Source organism: Tamlana sp. s12 (assembly GCF_016767215.1).
GTDB classification, from domain to species: domain Bacteria; phylum Bacteroidota; class Bacteroidia; order Flavobacteriales; family Flavobacteriaceae; genus Pseudotamlana; species Pseudotamlana agarivorans.
In genome coordinates, this window is sequence record NZ_CP068547.1 from 432718 (window position 1) to 455591 (window position 22874).

At 36.1% G+C, this 22874-nt stretch carries 16 protein-coding genes and 1 tRNA gene; 4 read left to right on the forward strand and 13 right to left on the reverse strand.

Features of this window, described 5'->3' with window-relative positions; genetic code table 11:
• Nucleotides 1-6: 6 nt before the first annotated feature.
• The 7 genes from JJL45_RS01850 to JJL45_RS01880 all read right to left on the reverse strand — a co-directional run bounded on the left by JJL45_RS01850 (nucleotide 7) and on the right by JJL45_RS01880 (nucleotide 9606).
• The gene (locus JJL45_RS01850; protein WP_068601076.1) at nucleotides 7-1074 is read right to left on the reverse strand and encodes a cytochrome c oxidase subunit II; all 1068 of its coding nucleotides are present in this window, start codon (nucleotides 1072-1074) and stop codon (nucleotides 7-9) included.
• 34 nt (nucleotides 1075-1108) lie between these two features.
• Complete coding sequence (locus tag JJL45_RS01855) at nucleotides 1109-2476, reverse strand: quinol:cytochrome C oxidoreductase (protein ID WP_068601074.1); 1368 nt, start codon at nucleotides 2474-2476, stop codon at nucleotides 1109-1111.
• Between the two features lie 22 nt (nucleotides 2477-2498).
• Nucleotides 2499-3050, reverse strand: coding sequence for a c-type cytochrome (locus tag JJL45_RS01860; RefSeq protein WP_068601072.1), 552 nt, complete (start codon nucleotides 3048-3050; stop codon nucleotides 2499-2501).
• A gap of 8 nt (nucleotides 3051-3058) precedes the next feature.
• Complete coding sequence (locus JJL45_RS01865) at nucleotides 3059-3589, reverse strand: DUF3341 domain-containing protein (protein ID WP_068601070.1); 531 nt, start codon at nucleotides 3587-3589, stop codon at nucleotides 3059-3061.
• Between the two features lie 9 nt (nucleotides 3590-3598).
• Entirely contained in the window at nucleotides 3599-5047 is a 1449-nt protein-coding gene (nrfD, locus tag JJL45_RS01870; protein WP_068601068.1) for an NrfD/PsrC family molybdoenzyme membrane anchor subunit, read from the reverse strand.
• Between the two features lie 92 nt (nucleotides 5048-5139).
• Nucleotides 5140-8250: a TAT-variant-translocated molybdopterin oxidoreductase gene (locus JJL45_RS01875; RefSeq protein WP_068601067.1), complete on the reverse strand. Its 3111-nt coding sequence runs from the start codon at nucleotides 8248-8250 to the stop codon at nucleotides 5140-5142.
• A 60-nt stretch (nucleotides 8251-8310) separates the two neighbouring features.
• On the reverse strand, nucleotides 8311-9606 hold the full coding sequence (locus tag JJL45_RS01880; RefSeq protein ID WP_068601064.1) for a c-type cytochrome: 1296 nt from the start codon (nucleotides 9604-9606) through the stop codon (nucleotides 8311-8313).
• Nucleotides 9607-9821: 215 nt separating this feature from the next.
• Between JJL45_RS01880 and JJL45_RS01885 the strand changes: the two genes are divergently transcribed.
• The gene (locus tag JJL45_RS01885) at nucleotides 9822-10205 is read left to right on the forward strand and encodes an SPOR domain-containing protein (protein WP_068601062.1); all 384 of its coding nucleotides are present in this window, start codon (nucleotides 9822-9824) and stop codon (nucleotides 10203-10205) included.
• A gap of 154 nt (nucleotides 10206-10359) precedes the next feature.
• Here the strand turns inward: JJL45_RS01885 and infB are convergent, their stop codons facing one another.
• From infB to rimP, 3 genes are all read right to left on the reverse strand, one after another.
• Entirely contained in the window at nucleotides 10360-13224 is a 2865-nt protein-coding gene (gene infB / locus JJL45_RS01890) for a translation initiation factor IF-2 (RefSeq protein ID WP_068601060.1), read from the reverse strand.
• Nucleotides 13225-13303: 79 nt separating this feature from the next.
• On the reverse strand, nucleotides 13304-14536 hold the full coding sequence (gene nusA, locus JJL45_RS01895) for a transcription termination factor NusA (RefSeq protein WP_067145072.1): 1233 nt from the start codon (nucleotides 14534-14536) through the stop codon (nucleotides 13304-13306).
• A gap of 12 nt (nucleotides 14537-14548) precedes the next feature.
• Nucleotides 14549-15010, reverse strand: coding sequence for a ribosome assembly cofactor RimP (gene rimP / locus JJL45_RS01900; protein WP_067145073.1), 462 nt, complete (start codon nucleotides 15008-15010; stop codon nucleotides 14549-14551).
• Between the two features lie 407 nt (nucleotides 15011-15417).
• On the opposite strand from rimP, the gene JJL45_RS01905 reads away from it, so the two are divergent.
• Nucleotides 15418-16248: a universal stress protein gene (locus JJL45_RS01905; RefSeq protein ID WP_068601058.1), complete on the forward strand. Its 831-nt coding sequence runs from the start codon at nucleotides 15418-15420 to the stop codon at nucleotides 16246-16248.
• A gap of 53 nt (nucleotides 16249-16301) precedes the next feature.
• Here the strand turns inward: JJL45_RS01905 and JJL45_RS01910 are convergent.
• Nucleotides 16302-16374 (reverse strand) — tRNA-Gln (locus JJL45_RS01910).
• Between the two features lie 152 nt (nucleotides 16375-16526).
• Between JJL45_RS01910 and JJL45_RS01915 the strand changes: the two genes are divergently transcribed.
• Together JJL45_RS01915 and JJL45_RS01920 are read left to right on the forward strand one after the other, a co-directional pair.
• Nucleotides 16527-19835 carry a DUF2723 domain-containing protein gene (locus JJL45_RS01915; protein ID WP_068601056.1) on the forward strand — a complete coding sequence of 1103 codons (3309 nt, stop codon included), beginning with the start codon at nucleotides 16527-16529 and terminating at the stop codon, nucleotides 19833-19835.
• 17 nt (nucleotides 19836-19852) lie between these two features.
• Nucleotides 19853-20515 (forward strand): polysaccharide deacetylase family protein, encoded by a 663-nt coding sequence (locus JJL45_RS01920; RefSeq protein WP_068601054.1) that lies wholly within the window; start codon nucleotides 19853-19855, stop codon nucleotides 20513-20515.
• On the opposite strand, the gene JJL45_RS01925 is transcribed toward JJL45_RS01920, so the two are convergent.
• A complete protein-coding gene (locus JJL45_RS01925; protein ID WP_068601051.1) occupies nucleotides 20512-20808 on the reverse strand; it encodes a thioredoxin family protein in 297 nt (98 codons plus the stop codon). The genes JJL45_RS01920 and JJL45_RS01925 overlap by 4 nt on opposite strands.
• A 479-nt stretch (nucleotides 20809-21287) precedes the next feature.
• On the reverse strand, nucleotides 21288-22523 hold the full coding sequence (locus tag JJL45_RS01930; protein ID WP_068601049.1) for a metallophosphoesterase: 1236 nt from the start codon (nucleotides 22521-22523) through the stop codon (nucleotides 21288-21290).
• Nucleotides 22524-22874: the final 351 nt, after the last annotated feature.

Below are 22874 nucleotides of genomic sequence, written 5' to 3' on the forward strand. Positions count from 1 at the left end.
TTTAAATTAATTAATTAAAGAATTTTTAAATTCCTTTTGTTGAGCAATCCAAGCATCATATTCCTCTTGAGTTTCAACAATAATCTTCATTTGCATGTTGTAGTGTGATTTACCACAAATTTTATTACACAATAACAGGTAATCAAACTCGTAACGCTCAAGAGCATCGTCACCTTTAGCAACTAATGGCTTACTATTCTCAACTCTTATTTCATTAATATGAGCTACTTTTTCAGCCATATCAGGATTCTGACGCATTTCAGCAGTCGTTACAGTAGGTGTAAATCCAAATTGTGTGATCATACCAGGAACACAGTTCATTTGTGCTCTAAAGTGTGGCATGTAAGCTGAGTGTAAAACATCTTGAGAACGCATTTTAAACAACACAGGCTTTCCTACAGGTAAGTGTAATTCGGTAGTAATAATATCATCTTGAGCATTAGGATCAGCTTCATCTAAACCTAAAATATTAGCACGATCAATATCAATTAAACGCACATTGGCTTTACCTAAAGTATTATCGGCTCCAGCATATCTCGCTTTCCAGTTAAATTGCTGAGCATATAATTCAACGATTAAAGGATCGTCACTTTCATCAACACTAGTAATGTTAATCCAAGTATTCAAACCGTAGATAATTAAACCTGCTAAAACGATAACAGGAATAATCGTCCAAATCATTTCTAACTTATTGTTATCTGCAAAGAAAAATGCTTGTTTTCCTTTTTCACCTTTATATTTAAAAGCGAAGTAGTGTAACAAAAATTGCGTAATGGTTTGTACAAAGAATATAATTACTAATGAAATAACCATAAGGTTATCAATAGTAGGTCCGTGTGCTGATGCAGAATTTGATAAAAGCGGTAAATCGCCCCATTTAACAATACATACAATAGTTATGATGTAGATGAACGCTAAAAAGCCCATCATTAAATAACCATTTAAGGCATTGTCTTTATCGTTAGCTACTTGAGAGTTTTCAGTTTTAGCTTGTGCCAAATCGAAAATCTTAACCATTTGCCAAATGGCAATTAAAATAAATACTAAAACTATAATCGTTAATAAAGTAGTCATGGTGGTTCTTCTTTCTTCTTTATATAAATCTTAATTAATAATGGAAATCTTCACTCTCCTTCATAAGTGGGTATCCTTTTGCTAGTAATGAAGCCTTAGATAAAGACGTGAATACTACAAATATGAATAATCCTCCAAATAATAAAACAGAGCCTATTTCAGGAATTCCTATAAACCATCTATCTCCAACAGTTGCAGGCATAATCATATTGAAAATATCAATATAGTGACCAGCAAGTATCACGATTCCCGCCATAACAACAAACCAAGGCATACGCTTATACTCTGCGTTCATTAATAATAATAATGGGAATACGAAGTTCATAACTACCATTCCGAAGAAAGGTAATCTGTAATCATTAATTCTCGTGATGAAATAAGTAACCTCTTCAGGAATGTTAGAGTACCAAATTAACATGAATTGTGAGAACCAAAGGTAAGTCCAGAAAATACTAATACCGAACATAAATTTAGCTACATCATGTAAATGGTTTTCATTTACAAATGCTAAGTAACCTCTAGATTTTAAGTAAATTGATAATAGTGCAATTACAGTAATACCACTAACAAACATTGATGCGAATACGTACCAACCGAATAAAGTTGAAAACCAGTGTGGATCAACACTCATAATCCAATCCCAAGACATCATAGATTCGGTATAGATAAAGAATACTAAGAATCCAGCTGTAATACGGAAAGCTTTCTTAAAGTTACTTTTATCACCAGGTTCAGCATTATCTTGAGCAATAGAAAATTTACGTGCAAAATGACGATATAAAGCCCAACCAGCAATGAAAATGATTCCTCTAATAGCAAAACCACCTAGGTTTAACCATCCTGATTTACCTTGAATAAGTTTATCGTGAGCTACAACATCTGGATCCATCCAAATAAATATGTTATAGTGACCAATAGTACCTGATGCAATAGCAATAAGAAGAACAATAATAGCCCCTGGTAAAAGGTAAGCCGTAATGCCTTCCATCACTCTAAATAAAACAGGAGACCATCCTGCTTGAGATGCAATTTGAATCGCATAAAAAGCTAAAACACCTAAAGCGATCATCATAAAGAAAAACGCTGCTACATATAATGCAGACCAAGGTCTGTTTGCAATTTGGTGTTGTACGTGTTCAACATGCTTCGTATGTTCATCAACTTGAGCATGTGCTTCTTCACCATGACTACCTTCAGCCTTAGCGTTGGTATCGTGACTTGGTGTTGCATGGTGCGCATTAGCTTCACCGTGACCACCACCATGATGTGATTCTTCAGCAAGTAAGTGTTCAACCTCCTCAAAAGATTTATGAGACGTCATAAAACCATAACCTACACCTAATGCTCCTAAAATCATTAGAATGAAAGAAAATGTCTTTAATTTATTTGAAAATGTATACATATCTATAATAATCTTATCAATCTTACTTTTCTAAATCTGCTTTTAATTGTAACACATATGAAACCACTTGCCAACGCTCTTCCTCTTGTAATTGGTTAGCGTAAGATCCCATAGCATTTTTACCATAGTAAATAGTGTGGTAAATGCTTCCTGCATTTATAGCACGACCCGCATCATCATAACTTGGAATACCAAGAATTTTTTCACGTTTTACCAAGTTACCTTGTCCATCACCTTTACCACCATGGCAAATTCCACAGTATATATCGTATAATTCTTTACCTCTATTTAAATCTACTTGAGTAGAATCTAACGGACTAACCAAATTAGCTTTAGCAAATTCATAACCTTCGGTTGAATTTTCAACATCAAATGGGATAAATCCTCTAGCTACAGAACCTTCAGCAGGTAATTGCGCTTCAAAGCCATTAGAAAATGCTGCTTCTCCATAAGTTTCATAACCTGCAGATTCGTACATGTTAGGCATGAATTGGTAATTTGGTGCAGTACTCTTATTACAAGAAACGGCTACAAAAACAACTGCTACTGCTAATATTTTAATTAAGCTTTTCATATCTTTTATTAATGGGCTTTATCTACTAAATTAATCTCTACGGCTCCAGTATCTTTAAGCATACTAGCAAGAGCCTCTTCATTACCATTTACGGCTATTTCCATTAAGAAATGATCATCGGTAGTTCTAGGATCTGGGTTTTCAGCACTTTTAAATGGCCACATTCTACTACGTAAGTAAAAGGTAATTACCATAAGGTGCGCAGAGAAAAATACCGTAAGCTCGAACATAATTGGTACGAATGCTGGCATGTTTTCTAAATAACTAAAACTTGGTTTACCACCAATGTTTTGAGGCCAGTCTTCGATCATGATGAAGTTCATCATTAAGGTAGCTACTGTTAAACCAATAAGACCATAAATAAAAGCTGTAATAGCGATACGTGTAGGAGCAAGTCCCATAGCGCGGTCTAATCCGTGAACTGGAAATGGTGTATATATTTCTTCTATATGATATCTTTCAGCCTTAACCCTTTTTACGGCAGACATTAAAATATCGTCGTCGTTATAAATAGCGTGAATTACTTTTGAAGCTTCCATATGCTACTTTTAGTTTTTTGGTTCATTATTAACGTTCGAAGTTCTAGGATCTGCACCAGTTCCTGACAAACTTCCACCGCTTTCTCTTATTCTTTTGTACTTATCACCTGAAGATTTCAAGATGGTTTTAACCTCTGCTTGAGCGATTACAGGGAATGTTCTAGAGTATAATAAGAACAGTACAAAGAAGAATCCTATAGTTCCGATAAAGATTCCTATATCAACAAATGTAGGTGAGAACATCGTCCATGATGATGGTAAGTAATCACGGTGTAACGAGGTTACAATAATTACGAAACGCTCAAACCACATTCCTACGTTTACTACAATCGAGATAAAGAAAGAGAACATGATACTTGTTCTTAATTTCTTAAACCACATAAATTGTGGAGAGAAAACATTACAAGACATCATCATCCAGTATGCCCATGCATAAGGACCTGTTGCTCTGTTTAAGAATGCATATTGTTCGTATTCAACACCAGAGTACCATGCAATAAATAACTCAGTAATATAAGCCACACCTACGATAGAACCTGTAATCATGATTACAATATTCATAAGCTCGATGTGTTGCACTGTAATATAGTCTTCAAGGTTACACACTTTTCTCATAATAATAAGCAATGTGTTTACCATCGCGAATCCAGAGAATACCGCACCAGCAACGAAGTATGGTGGGAAAATTGTTGTATGCCAACCAGGAATAACAGATGTTGCGAAGTCAAACGATACAATCGTGTGTACAGAAAGTACTAATGGCGTTGCTAAACCTGCAAGTACCAAAGATACTTCTTCAAAACGTTGCCAATCTTTAGCACGACCAGACCATCCAAAACTCAATATCGAGTAAATTCTCTTTTGAAAAGGTTTGATAGCACGATCTCTTAGCATCGCGAAATCTGGTAATAAACCAGTCCACCAGAATACTAGTGATACCGATAAATATGTTGAGATGGCGAATACGTCCCAAAGTAAAGGTGAGTTAAAGTTTACCCATAGTGATCCGAATTGATTCGGAATTGGTAATACCCAGTATCCTAACCATGGACGACCCATGTGAATGATTGGGAATAAACCTGCCTGAACTACCGAGAAGATAGTCATCGCCTCTGCAGAACGGTTAATTGCCATTCTCCATTTTTGACGGAATAATAAAAGTACTGCAGAAATAAGTGTTCCTGCGTGACCAATACCTACCCACCAAACAAAGTTGGTAATATCCCAGGCCCAACCTACAGTCTTGTTAAGACCCCAGACACCAATACCTGTTGTAATGGTATATAAAATACATCCAATTCCCCAAAGGAAAGCGACTAGTGAAATACCAAAAACTATCCACCATTGTTTATTTGCTTTTCCTTCTACAGGTTTTGCCACATCCACAGTTACGTCGTGGTAGGACTTATCTCCTGTAACTAAAGGTCTTCTAATAGGTGCTTCGTAATGAGACGCCATATTTATTGTTATTTGTTATTTGTTACTTGTTATTTATTTAAAAGTTGACCTCGTATTTTTTCAACTTTTAAACTTAAAACCTTTTAACTATATTATGCTTCAGTTGTATTTCTCACTTTTGTTTGATATTGCACATTAGGCTTTGTTCCTACATGCTCTAACAAGTGATACATACGGTTATCTTCTTTAAGTTTTGCAACTTTACTGTCTTTATCGTTGATGTCTCCAAATACCATCGCACCACTGCTACAAGCTGCAGAACAAGCTGTTTGGAATTCACCATCTTTAATCACACGTCCGTCACGTTTAGCGTCAAGAACTGTTTTTTGTGTCATTTGAATACACATAGAACATTTTTCCATTACCCCACGAGAACGTACAACCACATCAGGATTAAGTACCATACGTCCTAAATCATCATTCATATGATAATCGAACTCATCATTTCCATTGTATAAGAACCAGTTGAAACGACGTACTTTATACGGACAGTTGTTTGCACAATATCTTGTACCTACACAACGGTTATAAGCCATATGGTTTTGACCTTGACGACCATGAGAAGTTGCTGCTACAGGACAAACTGTTTCACAAGGTGCGTGATTACAGTGTTGACACATTACCGCTTGGAAAGCGACTTGTGGGTTATCGGCTGCATGTTCCATTTCACCAAATCCACCTAAGGAACCATTATCACCAAACAGACCTGAGAAGCCTTCTTTTTTAGCATTATCTTCTTCAAAAGTATCATCAGAAGAGTAGTATCTATCAATACGCAACCAGTGCATATCTCTACTTCTTCTCACTTCTTCTTTACCTACTACAGGCACGTTGTTTTCAGCATGACAAGCTATAACACAAGCTCCACATCCTGTACAAGCATTTAAATCGATTGATAGATTAAAGTGATGCCCTATACTACGATCAAACTCATCCCATAAATCAACATCTGGAGATGTTACAGGCGTTTCTTCATGATTTAAAGACACCACAGGCATCGCATTCCAATGCGCTTTGTCCTTAGTGTTGAAAATCTCTAAAGTCGTTTCTTTAATGATATCACCACGTCCCATTAAGGTATTATGAAGCTGTACACAAGCAAATTCATGTTCACCTGAAGCCGCTTCGATAGTTACATCTTGAACGTTTGATAAGTTATGATATAAGGCATATGCATTTACACCTGTTTGCATTTCTTCTTTTAATCCTGCTGTTCTTCCGTAACCGAAAGATAAACCTACAGAACCTTTAGCTTGGCCTGGTTGAATTAACACAGGTGCTTTTACTGTTACACCATTAGCTGTAACGTTAGCATAGCTACCATTTAACGCTCCAGTTGCAACGTGTCTGTTAATTAATCCTAACTCTTCAGCATCAGCTTTAGAAACCGTTAAGTAGTTATCCCATGACACTCTTGAAATCGGATCTGGAAACTCTTGTAACCAAGGGTTGTTAGCTTGTTGACCATCACCCATACCTGTTTTAGTATAAAGACTTAACTCGATACCTTTTGATTTGGCAGATGACGCTAAAGCTTGTGCAGCTCCAGAAAATGCATTTACAGATTCTTCAGTTTCTTCAACCTCTGCTTCTACTTCTTCAGAAGCAACTACAGACTTCACAAAGAAACCATCATGTAAAGCTTGGTTGTAAGATCCTCCATTTAGAATATCACTATTCCAAGTGGTTTTAATATAATCACTATAAGAAGCGCTGTTACCAGTCCACTTTAATAAGACATCCTGAAATTGTTTCGTATCAAATAAAGGACGAATGGTTGGTTGGGTTAAACTGTAGTGACCAGTTTTTATTTCAACATCACCCCAAGCCTCTAAAAAGTGAGGAGCTGCAGCGATATATTGCGTATGAGAAGACGTTTCATCTTCCTTCATTGAAAACGCAATAGATAATTTTGTTTTCTTTAAACCTTCAGCAAAATCAGCTGCATTTGCTAAAGTATATAACGGATTAACACCGCTCATGATAATTGCTCCTACTTTCCCTGCCTTCATATCGGCAACAAGTTGAGCAACATCATTATCGTTACCTTGCTTAGTTTTAATAGCTACTTTACTATTAAAAGCTTTACTTGCTAGGTATTCATTAAGTTCTAAAACAACAGTTTGTGCATTAACATCCTGAATTCCAGTAACCACAACAGCTTTACTACCTGCCTTTTTAAGCTGAATAGCTGCATTTTTAACAGCAGTTTCAACGTGCTCAGGTAAACCTTTTACAGAAACATTATTTCCTGTAACCAGGCTGTATAATTTCGCTAAGGCTAATTTTTGCTGAGTAGGAGTCACCGGTACACGCTTATCAGCGTTAGCACCAGATAAAGACATATTCGATTCAAACTGAATATGACGTGACATTTTTCCGTTTTGAGGCACGCGGTTTTTAGCATATCCTGCATCAAAACCTCCACCTTGCCAATCGCCTAGGAAATCAGCACCAACAGAAACAATAGTCATCGCCTGAGAAAAATCGTAATCGGCTAAACCTTTTTTATTGTATTTCTTTTGAAAAGCTTGAACAGCAGCAAATTCTGAAACAGCATCATAAACCACATGCTTAACGTTACCGTAAGTTTCTTTAAACTCAGCAACCAGCTTGTTAGTAGAAGGACTAGCGAAAGTCTGTGTTAACAACACGATCGACTGACCTGAATCTTTAATACTGTTTAAACTTTTAGTAGTTTCCGCATTAAAATCACTCCAAGAAATTGAAGCACCATCTTTTTTCGGACCTTGAATTCTTAAACTGTCATACAAACCTAAAACTGAAGCATTCACTCTAGCATTAGCACTGCCATGAGTAGAAGCTAAGGTATTGTTTTCAATTTTTATTGGACGACCTTCACGCGTTTTAACCAAAACACTTGCAAAATCAAAACCATCTGCAACTGTTGTAGCGTAATAATTTGCTACTCCAGGAATAATCTCAGTTGGTTGTACAACGTAAGGAATCGCTTTTTTAACAGGACCCTCACAAGCTGCTAAAGAAGCAGCGGCTGTACTAAACCCTACATATTTTAAGAAATCACGACGCGTTGTAGAGCCAGACTCTAACGTCTCTTTATTTCCTAAAAACTCATCAGTAGGTATTTCTGCTACAAACTCGTTTTGTTTAAGCGTCTCAACAATAGAGCTATTTTCGTTTAGCTCTTCAACACTTTTCCAGTATTTCTTGTTTGATGACATATTATATAATTGAATTACTTCTTAAATTAATTTTTGGTTTTTCGTATTTACGAAAAGTTTTTAGTAGTGACATTTACCACATTCCAGACCACCCATTTGAGCTGCTGTTAAAGTCTCTACACCATACTTCTTAGAAAGCTCAGCGTGAATTTTCTCATAGTAAGCGTTATCTTTTACTGTCACGTCAGTTTCTCTGTGACAGTTAATACACCATCCCATTGTTAATGGTGCATGTTGATAAACCACTTCCATTTCTTGTACAGGACCATGACATGTTTGACATTCTACACCTGCAACAGTGACGTGTTGTGAGTGGTTAAAGTATGCGAAATCTGGTAAGTTATGAATACGCACCCATTTTACTGGTTGAGATTCACCTGTATATTTTTGATCGGCATCACTCCATCCTGCAGCTTTGTATAACTTTTGAATCTCACCATCGTAAAATTCTTTAGTGTACTCTGCTGAAGTTTCACCGTTGTATTCGTAAATTGATTTATGACAGTTCATACAAACATTCAAAGAAGGAATCCCTGATGTTTTACTTACTCGAGCTGAAGAGTGACAGTATTTACAATCGATACCGTTATCACCTGCATGCACTTTGTGCGAGAAGTGTATTGGTTGTACCGGTTGGTAACCTTGATCAACACCTACTTGCATTAAGAAACCAAAAGCGAAGTAAGCACTAGTAAGCAAGAAGAAAATAGCTACTACAATCATTAAAAACTGATTCTGAATAAAAGCTTTCCAAAGTGGTGTTCTACCAGTTTCTGTTTCTAACTCAATATTTTGAACAGTAGCAAAGCGACGTAAGGTTTTATTAACTAGATATAATCCTATAGCTAGTAAAATAAACAGAATCGCTAAAGCTCCTAAAATAAGCTCGTTTGAAATACCATCTGAAGCACCAGTTGCAGCAACTGCTCCTGCAGCGCCTGCCGCCGGAGCTGGAGCCGCTTTCTTTTCTTCAGCGGTATACGCCAAGATGTTATTTAAATCGTCGTCAGATAACTGAGGAAAAGCTGTCATGGCAGCACCTCCAAATTCGTTATACACTTTATTTGCATACGCATCACCAGACTTGATTAAACCTGAACTGTTACGTATCCATGCATGTAGCCACTCACGATCTAATCCTTGTTCATCAGACAGACGTGCTTCAACATGACGCAATGCAGGTCCTGTCATTTTCTTATCTAATTGATGACATGCTGCACAATTGGCATTAAATAAAGATTTTCCTTTTGCTGGATCGCCTTCCTGAGCTGAAAGCGAGCTTGTAAACGCTAATAATACAATTAAGCTTAAACGAAGTAAGTTTCTACTTAATTTACGGTGAATCACCTTTCTCATATTGTTGGTTAAATTAACTTCTTAACTTTTGGTATGACTTTTGTCATTTAATAAATGAAAAAGCATAGCTTTAAAATCTCTCGCAAAAGTAATATTTAAACTCGATTAGCAAAATACTAAGGAAGCGTTAACAGTTAATTTAGAGGCATTCTAAATAATAAAATAAGCAACTATTTAGTTTAATACTTATACATTTGCATAAACACTATTAAAATATGATTCCTATTAAATTTAGAGCTCTAACATTCATGGCTGTATGCCTTTTGTTTACAACAAGTTACACCCAAGCCCAAGAAGGTCAGGTGAGCATTAACCAGGATAAGAATATTGAGAAACTGTTGGAATTGAAAAAAAATATGAACGACGACGATGCCGACAGATATAAAATACAAATTTACAACGGCAATCGACAAGACGCATATGCGGCTCAAAAAAAGTTTAGTTCCACCTTTTCTGACTGGCGTCCTAGCATTCACTTCGAACAACCTAACTTTAAGATATGGGTTGGTAACTTTAGAACGCGTTTGGAAGCCGATCGCGCTTTAAAACGTATTAAAAAAGAGTTTTCGAGTGCTTTTATCTTTAAGCCTAAAAAATAAAACGTCATCATCATAAAAATATAAAAAGGGTGTTTTGGAATCGTAAATCCAAAACACCCTTTTTTTTTGCTCTAATACCAGATGATAAAGTTCCAAATAAAAAAAGCACCTACAAGAGGTGCTTTTTTATTTTATAGTTATGAAAACTTAAATATTACTTAAGTTTCTTTTTTACTTCTACTTCGTGGAAAGCTTCTATAACATCACCTTCTTTAATGTCGTTATAGTTTTTAATTTGCATACCACAATCGTAACCTTTAGTTACTTCCTTGGCATCGTCTTTAAATCGTTTTAATGACGCTAATTCACCAGTATAAACAACTACACCATCACGTATTAAACGAATGCTAGAGCTTCTAAGGATCTTACCATTGGTAACCATACACCCTGCGATGCTTCCAACTTTAGACACCTTAAAGATTTCTCTAATTTCAGCGGTACCAGTAATTTCTTCTTTAAGTTCTGGAGATAACATACCTTCCATCGCATCTTTAAGATCATTAATAGCATCGTAGATGATAGAGTACGTTCTGATATCGATTTCTTCCTTATCAGCAATCATTCGAGCATTTCCAACAGGACGCACGTTAAATCCAACGATAATCGCATCAGAAGCCGAAGCTAATAATACATCACTTTCAGTAATCGCACCTACACCTTTATGTAAGATATTCACTTGAATTTCTTCAGTAGATAGTTTCTGGAACGAATCGGTTAATGCTTCCACAGAACCATCAACATCACCTTTAAGAATGATATTCAATTCTTGGAAATCACCAAGAGCAATACGACGACCAATTTCATCTAATGTAATATGACGTTGTGTTCTAACAGATTGCTCACGTTGTAATTGAGCACGTTTAGAAGCAATTTGTTTCGCTTCACGTTCATCTTCGAAGACATTGAATTTGTCACCCGCTTGTGGCGCTCCATCCAATCCTAATATAGACACTGGCGTTGAAGGTCCAGCTGCAGCAACATCATGTCCTCTTTCATCATGCATCGCTTTAACCTTACCACTGTGTTGACCAGCTAATACATAGTCACCAACTTTAAGTGTTCCAGCCTGAACTAAAATAGTAGATACATATCCACGACCTTTATCTAAGTACGCTTCTACAACCGTACCATGAGCGATTTTATTTGGATTCGCTTGAAGCTCTAATAACTCGGCTTCAAGTAATACTTTTTCTAATAATTCTTTAACACCTGTACCTACTTTAGCAGAGATATCATGAGATTGAATTTTACCACCCCAGTCTTCTACTAACAAGTTCATTTGTGCTAATCCTTCTTTAATCTTATCAGGATTTGCATCAGGCTTATCAATTTTATTGATAGCAAATACGATAGGCACCCCTGCAGCTTGTGCGTGAGAAATCGCCTCTTTGGTTTGTGGCATGATTTCATCATCGGCAGCTGCTACGATAATGGCAATATCTGTGATTTGAGCACCACGAGCACGCATCGCTGTAAAGGCCTCGTGACCTGGTGTATCTAAGAAAGCAATTTTTTGTCCGTTTTCTAACTCCACACCGTAAGCACCGATATGTTGCGTAATACCACCAGACTCTCCTGCGATTACATTTTCCTTACGGATATAATCTAGAAGCGATGTTTTACCGTGATCAACGTGTCCCATAACGGTAACAATTGGAGCACGAGGTAATAAATCTTCAGGTTTATCTTCAACCTCTTCAATAGACTCTTCAATATCTGCTGTTACGAATTCAACTTGGTAGCCAAACTCATCTGCAACGATAGATAAAGTTTCTGCATCCAGACGTTGGTTCATCGTTACCATCATACCAAGTGACATACAAGCTGATATAATTTGAGTCACACTCACATCCATCATGGTTGCCATTTCACTAGCGGTTACGAACTCTGTAACTTTAATGATTTTACTTTCTGCAGCTTCGAGTTGTTGATCTATTTCAGATTGCTCTCTGTGTTGATCTCTTTTATCTCTTCTGTATTTAGCACCTTTACCTTTGTTAGATTTCCCTTGAAGTTTTTCAAGCGTTTCTCTAACTTGTTTTTTAACATCTTCTTCTGAAGGCTCTTCTTTAACGATGTTACGACGTCCTGCACCTGGACCTCCTGGTTTCCCTTTAAAACGGTCGTTTCCTCCCGGTCTACCTCCACCTGGTCTGTTTTGACCACCGGTGTTAGGCGCTCCAGCTTTACTGATACGACGACGTTTTTTCTTAGGATCACCACCACCTTGCTTAGGATCTGGCTTTTTCTCTACCTTCTTTTTAGGCTTATTAAACTGTGATAAATCAATTTTATCTCCAGCAATTTTAGGCCCAGAAAGCTTTTGGTATTGTGTTTTAACGCGTTCCTCAACGATTGGATTACCATCTTCATCAACCTTACCAGTAGCTTCAGCCTTAGCTGGGGTAGCTTCTTTTTTAGGTTCTTCTTTTACAGGTGTTTCCTTTTTAGGCGCTTCAGTTTTAGCAGGCTCAACCTTTTTAGGTTCAATCTCTAACTTTTTATCGCCAACAGGTTTTAATCCAATTTTAGGTGCTTGAGCTTTAATAACCTCTGGTTCTTTAGCAGGTTCTGTTTTCTTTTCAGTAACAGGCTCCTCCTTTACAGGGGTTTCTTTTTTCTCAACAACAGGTTCTTCTTCAACTTTCTTTTTTGGCTCTAAGTCGATTTTACCAACTTGTTTAGGACCTGAAAGTGCTTTTGAAGCTTTTACAACCTCTTCTTGCTTGGCTTTTTCTATGGCTTCTTGTGCTTTCTGCTTAGCTTCCAATTCTTTTTCACGCTTAACACGTAAATCTTCCTTTTCCTTTTGCTTCGCTTCACTAACTTCTTGCGATCTCACCTTTTTATTAGCATCCGTCTCAAATTCATCTGAAAGAATCTTATAAGTTTCCTCAGAAATTTTTGTAGTTGGTCGCTTCTCTATATCTACACCTTTAGAATCTAAAAATTCTACGGCGCGATCTAGAGAGATGTTAAGTTCGCGTAATACTTTATTTAATCTAATTGTTTCAGCCATAAATCGCCTTTAAAATACTCAAATATATACATTATACCCGTTAAGGCATAACAAACGTGCAAATCTGCACTTAATTTTTTTAATCTTCGAATTCTTCTCTTAGAATACGGATCACTTCACTTATAGTTTCTTCTTCTAAGTCTGTTCTTTTCACCAAGTCATTAATGTCTTGCTCAAGAATACTTTTAGCGGTATCTAAACCTGCTTTACTAAACTCCTCAATAATCCATCCTTCGATTTCATCTGAGAATTCGCTTAATTCAACATCTTCTTCCGCTCCTTCTCTAAATACATCAATTTCAAAACCTGTTAATTGACCAGCTAAACGGATGTTGTGACCGCCACGACCAATCGCTTTACTTACTTCTTCAGGTTTTAAAATAACCTCAGCGCGCTTCGTTTCTTCATCAATTTTAATTGATGTTACACGTGCTGGGCTTAATGCTCTAGTTATAAATAGTGGTAAATTACTTGTGTAATTAATCACATCGATATTTTCATTTCCTAATTCACGAACAATCCCGTGAATTCTAGATCCCTTCATACCTACACAAGCACCTACAGGATCGATTCTATCATCATAAGAATCTACAGCAACTTTTGCTTTTTCTCCAGGAATTCTAACTACATTTTTAATGGTAATTAATCCGTCGAAAACCTCAGGAATTTCTTGTTCGAATAATTTCTCTAAGAATACAGGTGAACTTCTTGACATGATAATGGTAGGTTTTGCGCCTTTAAGCTCTACACCATCAATAACACCTCTTACATTATCTCCTTTTCTGAAGAAATCTGAAGGTATTTGTTTATCTTTTGGTAATACAATTTCATTCCCTTCGTCGTCTAATAAAATAACGGCTCTATGACGAATGTGATGTACTTCTGCAGTATAAATTTCTCCTACTAAATCTTTAAATTGCTTATAAATTATAGTGTTATCGTGCTCATGAATTTTAGAAATTAGATTCTGACGTAACGCTAAAATAGCACGTCTACCTAAATCGATAAGTTTCACTTCTTCAGAAACATCTTCACCAACTTCAAAATCTGGTTCAATTTTACGAGCTTCAGTTAAAGAGATTTCTTGATTAGGCTCTTCTACTTCACCATCGGCAACAACAACTCTATTTCTCCATATCTCTAAATCACCTTTATCTGGGTTTACAATAATATCAAAATTATCATCATCACCAAATTTCTTTTTCAAGGCGCTTCTAAATACATCTTCTAAGATTGCCATTAAGGTTACCCTATCAATTAGCTTATCGTCTTTGAATTCCGAAAAAGATTCAATTAACGCGATATTTTCCATAACTCTTTTTAATTAAAATTTAATCATAACTTTTGCTTCTACAATATCTTCATAAGGAATACGCCCTTCCTTTTTTACAGTAACCTTGCCTTTACCTACAGGTTTTGGCTCACGAACTTTCCACTCTAAAACAACCTCATTATCGGTTGCTTCAACAAGTGTCCCTTCAATCTCTTCGGTTTTTGTTCTTACCTTAAGGGTTCTGTTTAAATTTTTCTTGTACTGACGATTGTGAACTAACGGTGATGCTGCTCCTGCCGACATCACTTCCAGAGAAAAATCCTCTTCCTCACGATCTAAATTGTGCTCGATAGCGCGACTGATGAACATGCAGTCTTCGACTAACACACCAGAATCGCCATCAATAATCACTTTAATGTGATTTTCATTATTTATAGAAAAATCAATAAGAAACAAGTCTGGTCTTTCAACCAGGGCTGCATCTAATAATTCTGTAACTTTATTTTTAAACATTTTTAGTATAAAAAGAGGGGACTTTTCGTCCCCTCATATCTTTAAATTCGCCTTTCAACGGCGCAAATATACAATATTTTATTGATTTTTAAAGCATCATGCTAAAATAAGTCTAAACTTAAAGCTTTACAAAACGCTTAACACCAGAATTTTTGATTTTCGTAATACCCACCTCTTCAGTTAGATGCACCTCACTTAAAGCTGACTTATTTACGAAGGATTGAACGGTTTATCTGCAGATATAAAAAACACTTCTCTAAACAAGAAAAACCACACCTAATGAATATGAATAAAATCAACCAAATAAAACGTTAAAGCCCCCACAAAAACTAACTTTTAGTAGAATATTTCTTATTTTAGAGCTAATCAAAAAATTTGAATTTGACTTCAAAATAAAAACTAAAATCATGAACAAAATTCTAGTCCCCACCGATTTTTCACCACAAGCAGAAAATGCGCTAAAAGTTGCTGCTCAACTGGCTAAGAAGCACAACTGTGAAATTCATATTCTCCATATTTTAGATTTACCATTACAGCAAATTGACCCTGTAAACACCATGAATTTCTCTTCAGGCCCCGAGGCGTTATTCTTTATGAAATTGGCAAAACAAAAATTTGATGATTTGCTTAAACGCGATTACCTAAAAGACATTCGTTTAATTGACAGCATAGAATTTACTGAAATTTACAACGGTATTTCTAAGCAATGCGAAAAAAACAACATCGACCTTATTATTATGGGTTCGAATGGTTCTAGTGGTATTGAAGAAATTTTAATAGGAAGCAATACTGAAAAAGTGGTTAGAAATTCTGAAACTCCAGTTTTGGTAATTAAAAGACCGCATACCGAATTCAACATCAATAATATTGTATTTGCATCAGATTTTGCTGAAGAAAGTATACCTGCCTTACAAAAAACTATAGATTTTGCTAAACTATGGCAAGCTAAAATACATTTACTCTTAGTAAATACGCCAAATCAATTTATCACGACAAAAACAGCGACTGAACGCATTACAAAGTTTGTAAAAAATCTAAACACTGAAGACTTTACGATAACGATTTACAACGACAACACGATTGAAAAAGGCATTATTAATTACAGCTACAGCATAAACGCCGATTTAATAAGCATGAGCACCAGAGGCCGAAAAGGCATCTCGCACTTTTTTAACGGCAGCATTAGTGAAGATTTAGTAAATCATGCCATGCGTCCCGTGATTACTTTTAAGGTTTAATTACAAAACACTACAAATAAAAAAAGTCTTCCTAAATAAGGAAGACTTTTTTGTTGGCCCACTAGGGCTCGAACCTAGACTCTTTGGTACCAAAAACCAACGTGTTGCCAGTTACACCATAGGCCATTCGTGTAATGAGGCTGCAAATTTAAAACAAAGTTTTAGTTCTACAAACATTTTTACAAAAAAATATTTCAAAAAACTTAAGCTTAATATAAAATCGCCCGCTATACCATATTTATTCTTAAATTCGCATTGCAAAAAAAATAACGATATACATGGCAAATTTTGACTATAAAAAATGGAATACCATTTTAGGTTGGTTTTCTTTTTTAATAGCACTTACTACATACAGTTTAACCGTTGAACCTACAGTAAGCTTTTGGGATGCAGGAGAATACATATTAACCTCTGCAAAACTAGAAGTAGGACACCCACCCGGAGCTCCTTTATTTCAAATGCTTGGTGCCTTTTTCTCCATGTTCGCACTAGAACCTTCTCAAGTTGGTTTTATGATGAATATGATGAGTGCTGTAGCCAGTGCCTTCACTATTTTATTCATGTTTTGGACCATTACCCTACTCTTAAAAAAAATGGTAGTGCAGGATGATAACATGACGCAAAGTAAAGCTATCGCTATTTTAGGAAGTGGTTTTGTTGGTAGTTTAGCCTTCGCATTTACAGATTCGTTTTGGTTTAATGCTGTTGAAACCGAGGTATACGCCATGGCAACCTTAATTATGTCGGTACTGTTCTGGCTAGGCTTACGCTGGGAACAAGACATGGACAAACCAAGAGGTAACCGTTGGCTCATTTTGATTGCTTTTATTATCGGACTTTCTTTTGGGGTTCACTTTATGGGCCTTTTAACCATTCCTGCTATTGGTTTAATCTATTATTTTAAAAATTACAAAACCATAACCGTTAAAAACTTCATTATTGCCAATGCCGTTGCGGTTGGCATCCTACTTTTTGTATTTAAATTACTTGCACCTAACATTCTAAAAATATTTAGTGTTTTTGAAATCTTCTTTGTGAACACAGTAGGATTACCGTTCAATTCGGGATCCATTATTGCTGGTATTTCCTTAGTTGCTCTTATTTACTATGCATTAAGATATACGCGAAACAAAAGCTATGTGCATTTAAATACGGCCATTCTGTGTGTAACTTTTGTTATTATAGGTTTTGCTACATGGATTATGCTACCTATTCGCGCCAATGCGAATGTGGTTGTAAACGAAAACAACCCCAATAGTGCGAGAGAGCTTTTAGCATATTATAACTTAGAGCAATACCCAGAAACCCATTTGTTTTATGGTCCGCAATTCACCGATCAATACGCTTATTTGGATGAAAATAACCCTTATGTAGACGACAAACCCAATTACGAAAAGGACGAGGAAGCTGGTAAATATGTCATCGTAAACGACTACAAAAACGCCAAACAAAATTATAACTCTAAACACGCCTCTATTTTGCCGCGTATGTGGAGCTCCGAGCATGCCGAGAACTATATGATGTTTACTGGATTTTTAAAATTCAAATTAAAGCCAGAGTATCAAATGGAAAACGAGCTTCGTGCCTCGGTAGCTAATTTCCAAAAAGATGTAGCTAGAGGTAATGTCGATTACGAAGATTACCATAATTTCCTAAAACGATTTAAGGACTATATCGACATCGAAAAACCATCGCTTTTCAGTAATATCTCCTATCTGTTTGAATACCAATTAGGCTATATGTACTGGCGTTATTTTATGTGGAATTTCACAGGAAGACAAGATGATATTCAAGGACGTTATGATAACCATGGTAATTGGATTTCAGGTATAAACTTTATAGACGAGTGGCACCTTGGGCTTCCTCAAGAGAATCTGCCTAGTGATGTAAAAAACAACAAGGCTAGAAACACCTATTACTTCTTACCTCTATTATTAGGACTTTTAGGTTTTTTCTTTCTTTTTAATAAAGACAAAAAAATATTTTGGGTAACCCTAGTATTCTTCCTATTTACAGGTTTGGCCATCCAGGTATACACCAATGTACGTCCGTTTGAACCAAGAGAACGCGACTATTCGGTAGTAGGATCATTTTATGTATTTGCACTCTGGATAGGTTTTGGGGTATATGCGGCTTATGATTTTATTAAAAACTATATTCCTAAAATTATAGCAGCACCTGTGGTATCGGCACTTTGTTTGATATTGGTGCCTTTAAATTTAATAGCAAGCAACTGGGATGACCATGACCGTTCAGGAAAATACACAGCCAATTCTATGGCTAAAATGTATTTAGACTCCTGTGCCGAAAACGCCATTTTATTCACCATTGGCGATAACGATACCTTTGCCCTTTGGTACGCTCAAGAAATTGAAGGTTATAGAACTGATGTACGTGTTGTAAACACCAGTTTATTCCAAACCGATTGGTACATCGACCAAATGAAGCGTAAGGCTTACGAGAGTGACCCAATTCCTTCTCAACTTACACACGATTTATACCGTTTTGGTACTAACGATTATATTATCATTCAACCCGTAATTAAAGACACCTTACAAGTCAAACAGTTTTTAGATTTTGTTGGAAGCAACAACCCTAAAACGAAATACAAATACGTATTACAACAACAAGGCGTAGATATATCGAAAGTAAGAAGTCAGGATGCCAATGCCACTTACTTACCAACACCTCATTTACGTATTCCAGTTAACAAAGAAAATGTTCTAAAATCTGGTATTGTAAAAGAAAAGGATGTCGATAAAATTGTTCCGTATATAGATATCACGGTATCTGGTGGTGCGCTTTACAAAAACAGACTTCTTATGTTAGATATCGTAGCTAACAACCATTGGGAACGCCCTATTTATTTTACAGGCGGAAGTTTTGGTGACGACGATTATTTATGGATGAAAGACTATTTACAATTGGATGGTTTATGCTATAAATTAGTTCCTATTAAAACGCCTATTGATAAAAACAACCCATTCGACATGGGACGTGTAGATAGCGATTTAATGTATGAAAAGGTAAAGAAATGGTATTGGGGTAACAGTGGAAGCCCAGACATTTACCATGATGTAGAAACCAGAAAAAATTCTATTACATATCGTGGTAACCTAGCGCGTTTAGGGGAACAATTAATTAATGAAGGCAAATTAGATAAGGCTGAAGAAATTGCAGACATCGCCATGAAGAATATGCCTGTAGAGTATTTTGGGTACTACACGCTTTTAGAACCTTACATTAGCTTGTATTACGAAGTTGGTAATCAAGAAAAAGCTCGTAAATTATTTAAAGATGTCGCTAAAAAATACCAAGAAAACCTAAGTTATTATAGCGGATTAAAAATTGAAAACCAAGAGCGGTTATTTGAAGATATTTATACCGATATCCAGCGCTACAAAGGCTTGATTGATGTTTTAATTCAGTATGATATTAAATTCGCTGAAAGTGAAGGTGATATTTTTAACAACCACTTACGATCCTTTAAGCATTTTTATGGTGAAGATGAACCTGAAGATGCTGTAGAACCCGTAACACCGCCTGAAGCGGTTGAAGGATTACAGATTATAGACAGTCTGAAATAATTTTAAATTAAGGTGGCATGCCCTTAATTCCTGTAAAAGTTCCGTTGGTAGTAAAAAAGATGTTCCCAAAGTACATTTGGGACATCCCTACCAACGATAAAACCATCTACCTCACTTTTGACGATGGTCCCACACCAGAGGTTACCGATTGGACTTTAAAAAAATTGGCCGAATATCAAGCTCAAGCTACATTTTTCTGCATTGGTAACAATATAGAAAAACACCCCGATATTTTTAAAGCTATTTTAAAAGACGGCCATGCCATAGGCAACCATACCCATCATCACCTTAAGGGCTGGAAAACCAAAACAGAACCCTATCTTGAAGATGTTGCGAGAACCCAAAACCTCATCAACGACCTACTAAATCAAGAGCAGGGTTTAAAACCTCGTTCCCAAAAACTATTTCGTCCGCCATACGGCAGAATTAAAAATTCACAAGGCAAAAAACTAATCGCCTTAGGTTATAAAATCATCATGTGGGATATTATATCGTTTGATTGGGATCGCGAAATAAGCGAAGAAAAGTGTCTCGACCACGTACTTTCAAATGCCGTACCTGGTAGTATTATTGTGTTTCACGACAGTGTAAAAGCCGCAAAAAACATGCAATATGCGCTACCTAAAGTTTTAGAGTATTACACAAAGCAAGGCTTTTCATTTAAAGCTTTGAACTTCTAAATATAATCTTGAATAATACCAATAAGGGTGTTAGCGTCTTGCTCGCCACTATAACGCCATTTCATTTCGCCATCTTTGTAAATCATAAGCGTAGGCAAAGCCTTTACACGCAAAGCATCGGCAAGCGCTTTGTTTTTTTCAATATCAATTTTAATGACTTTCGCTTTATCTCCTAAAGCAGCAGCCACATCTCTAAGTGTGAGATTCATGGATTCTGATTGCGAATGCCATTCGGTATAAAAATCTAATAATACCGGAATATTCACATCTATAAGTTCCCCAAATTTTGACATACTATGTAGTTTAATTTTGAAACACACTTTTAAAAGTTCCGTTTCCATGTCGTTTAAATACCACCTGAATACGGACTATTAATTATCAGTGTATTAGTATAAAAATACGCAATTTCTAGTCAATTGCAACTTTTATATGGAATCATTACTTCTATGTAATGTATAACATAGTTCATTTTTTTCATTGATAAAAAAACGAACCAATCCTTCGACTTCGCTCTGGACAAGCAAATCTAGGCTTACGAACCTTTATCTAAATTTTTTGTTCGACACCTAAATTTCAGGAACTCGCAATAAAAATTAGAACTAAATTATAAAATTCGTTTAGCTCAAACAGCCCGAAATTTCACGGTGTTTTCACTTCAAATTTCACGATAAATTTTCGATAGGCCATAAAAATACGTTTCATCACAAATAATTCTTAGAACAATAAATCAGATAAATCCTTAACAAAATCAGTTGAACTCAATTACAGGAAATTATGCTTCAGCCTGACCCTTTTTTAGTTCAATAACCGTTATTTCTGGCCAAATACCTACACGTCCTGGAAATGCCAGATATCCAAATCCGCGATTCACGTTAATAAATTGGCCTTTCTCTTTGTAGATACCTGCCCAATATTTGTAACGCCATTTTACGGGACTCCATTTAAACCAGCCTGGAATTTCAATACCAAACTGCATCCCATGAGTATGTCCGCTTAACGTTAAATGGTAGTGGTAATCGTCATCAATCACTTGTTTTTCCCAGTGGGTAGGATCGTGACTCATTAATATTTTAAAATCGTTGGCGTCAACAAATTCGGAAGCCTTTTTTAAATCGCCAGCCTGTTTAAAACCACCGATTCCCCAGTTTTCAACGCCTACCAAGGCGATACGCTCGCCATTTTTCTCTAAAAACCTGGTTTCATTCAGCAACATATTAAAGCCCATTTCCTTTTGAATAGCCTTTAAATCGTCTAAGTTTTTCTTTTGTGCTTCAGCAGAACCCCACTTCACATAATCGCCATAATCATGATTTCCTAAAACCGAATACAAGCCGTCTTTCGCTTTTAATCGTCCGAAAACAGATTTATAGGGTATGAGTTCTTCAGCTTTATTATTCACCATATCACCGGTGAAGAGAATCACATCACTATCCTGTTCATTAATTAAATCGACCGCATATTCCACCTTTTCCATATCATCAAAACTTCCCGAATGAATATCACTTAGTTGGGTGAGTTTGTAACCATCGAAAGCCTCAGGAAGGTCTTCAAAATACATGGTATATTTTAAAACTTTGTAATTGTAACGTCCTTTATAAATCCCATAAATAATAGACGCAAAAGGAATAGCAGCTAGGCCCAAGGCTACTTTACTTATAAAATGACGACGCGAAGACATATATTGTCTGTTGTCGCTCTGGCCTTCTGTAAAATATCTGTAAATAGCTTGCGGCACTCGAAAAACATCTTCTAGAAGCATCACACCAACTACCAAAATAAGCGGTACAGCCACAGCAATTAAAAACCCAACCGCATAACCATGAGTATGTGAAAACCCATCGCTACGGTTAAAACCATAAAACTGAAAAACGAAATTTCCAAGTACAAAAAGGGTAATCACCCAATATAAAGCAAGAAGTATATTATTTTTTGTAACGGTTCTAAACGCTTGAAAAGCATAATAATCGGCCACTAAAAAAATAACAATAAAAATAATCCAACGTATCATTTTAAATTTTTGCTAAAGATAGTCGTATTATAAGGGAATAGTTAACGAAGGGTTTTTTATTTAACGAATCGTTAAGAATTAACATGTTTTATTTGAATGATAATAATGTTCATTTTTTCCATTGATGAAAAAACGAACCAAAAAAATCTAGGCTTACGAACCTTTATCTAAATTTTTCGTTCGACACCTAAATTTCAGGAACTCGCTATGAGAATTTAAGGTTCAAAGAAAACTCCGTTCAGCTCAAACAGCCTGAAATTTTACGGTGTTTTCACTTCAAATTTTACGATAAATCTTCGATAGGCCATGTACCACGTTTCAAAAAAAAGGCAATTACAGTCCTTTCAAATA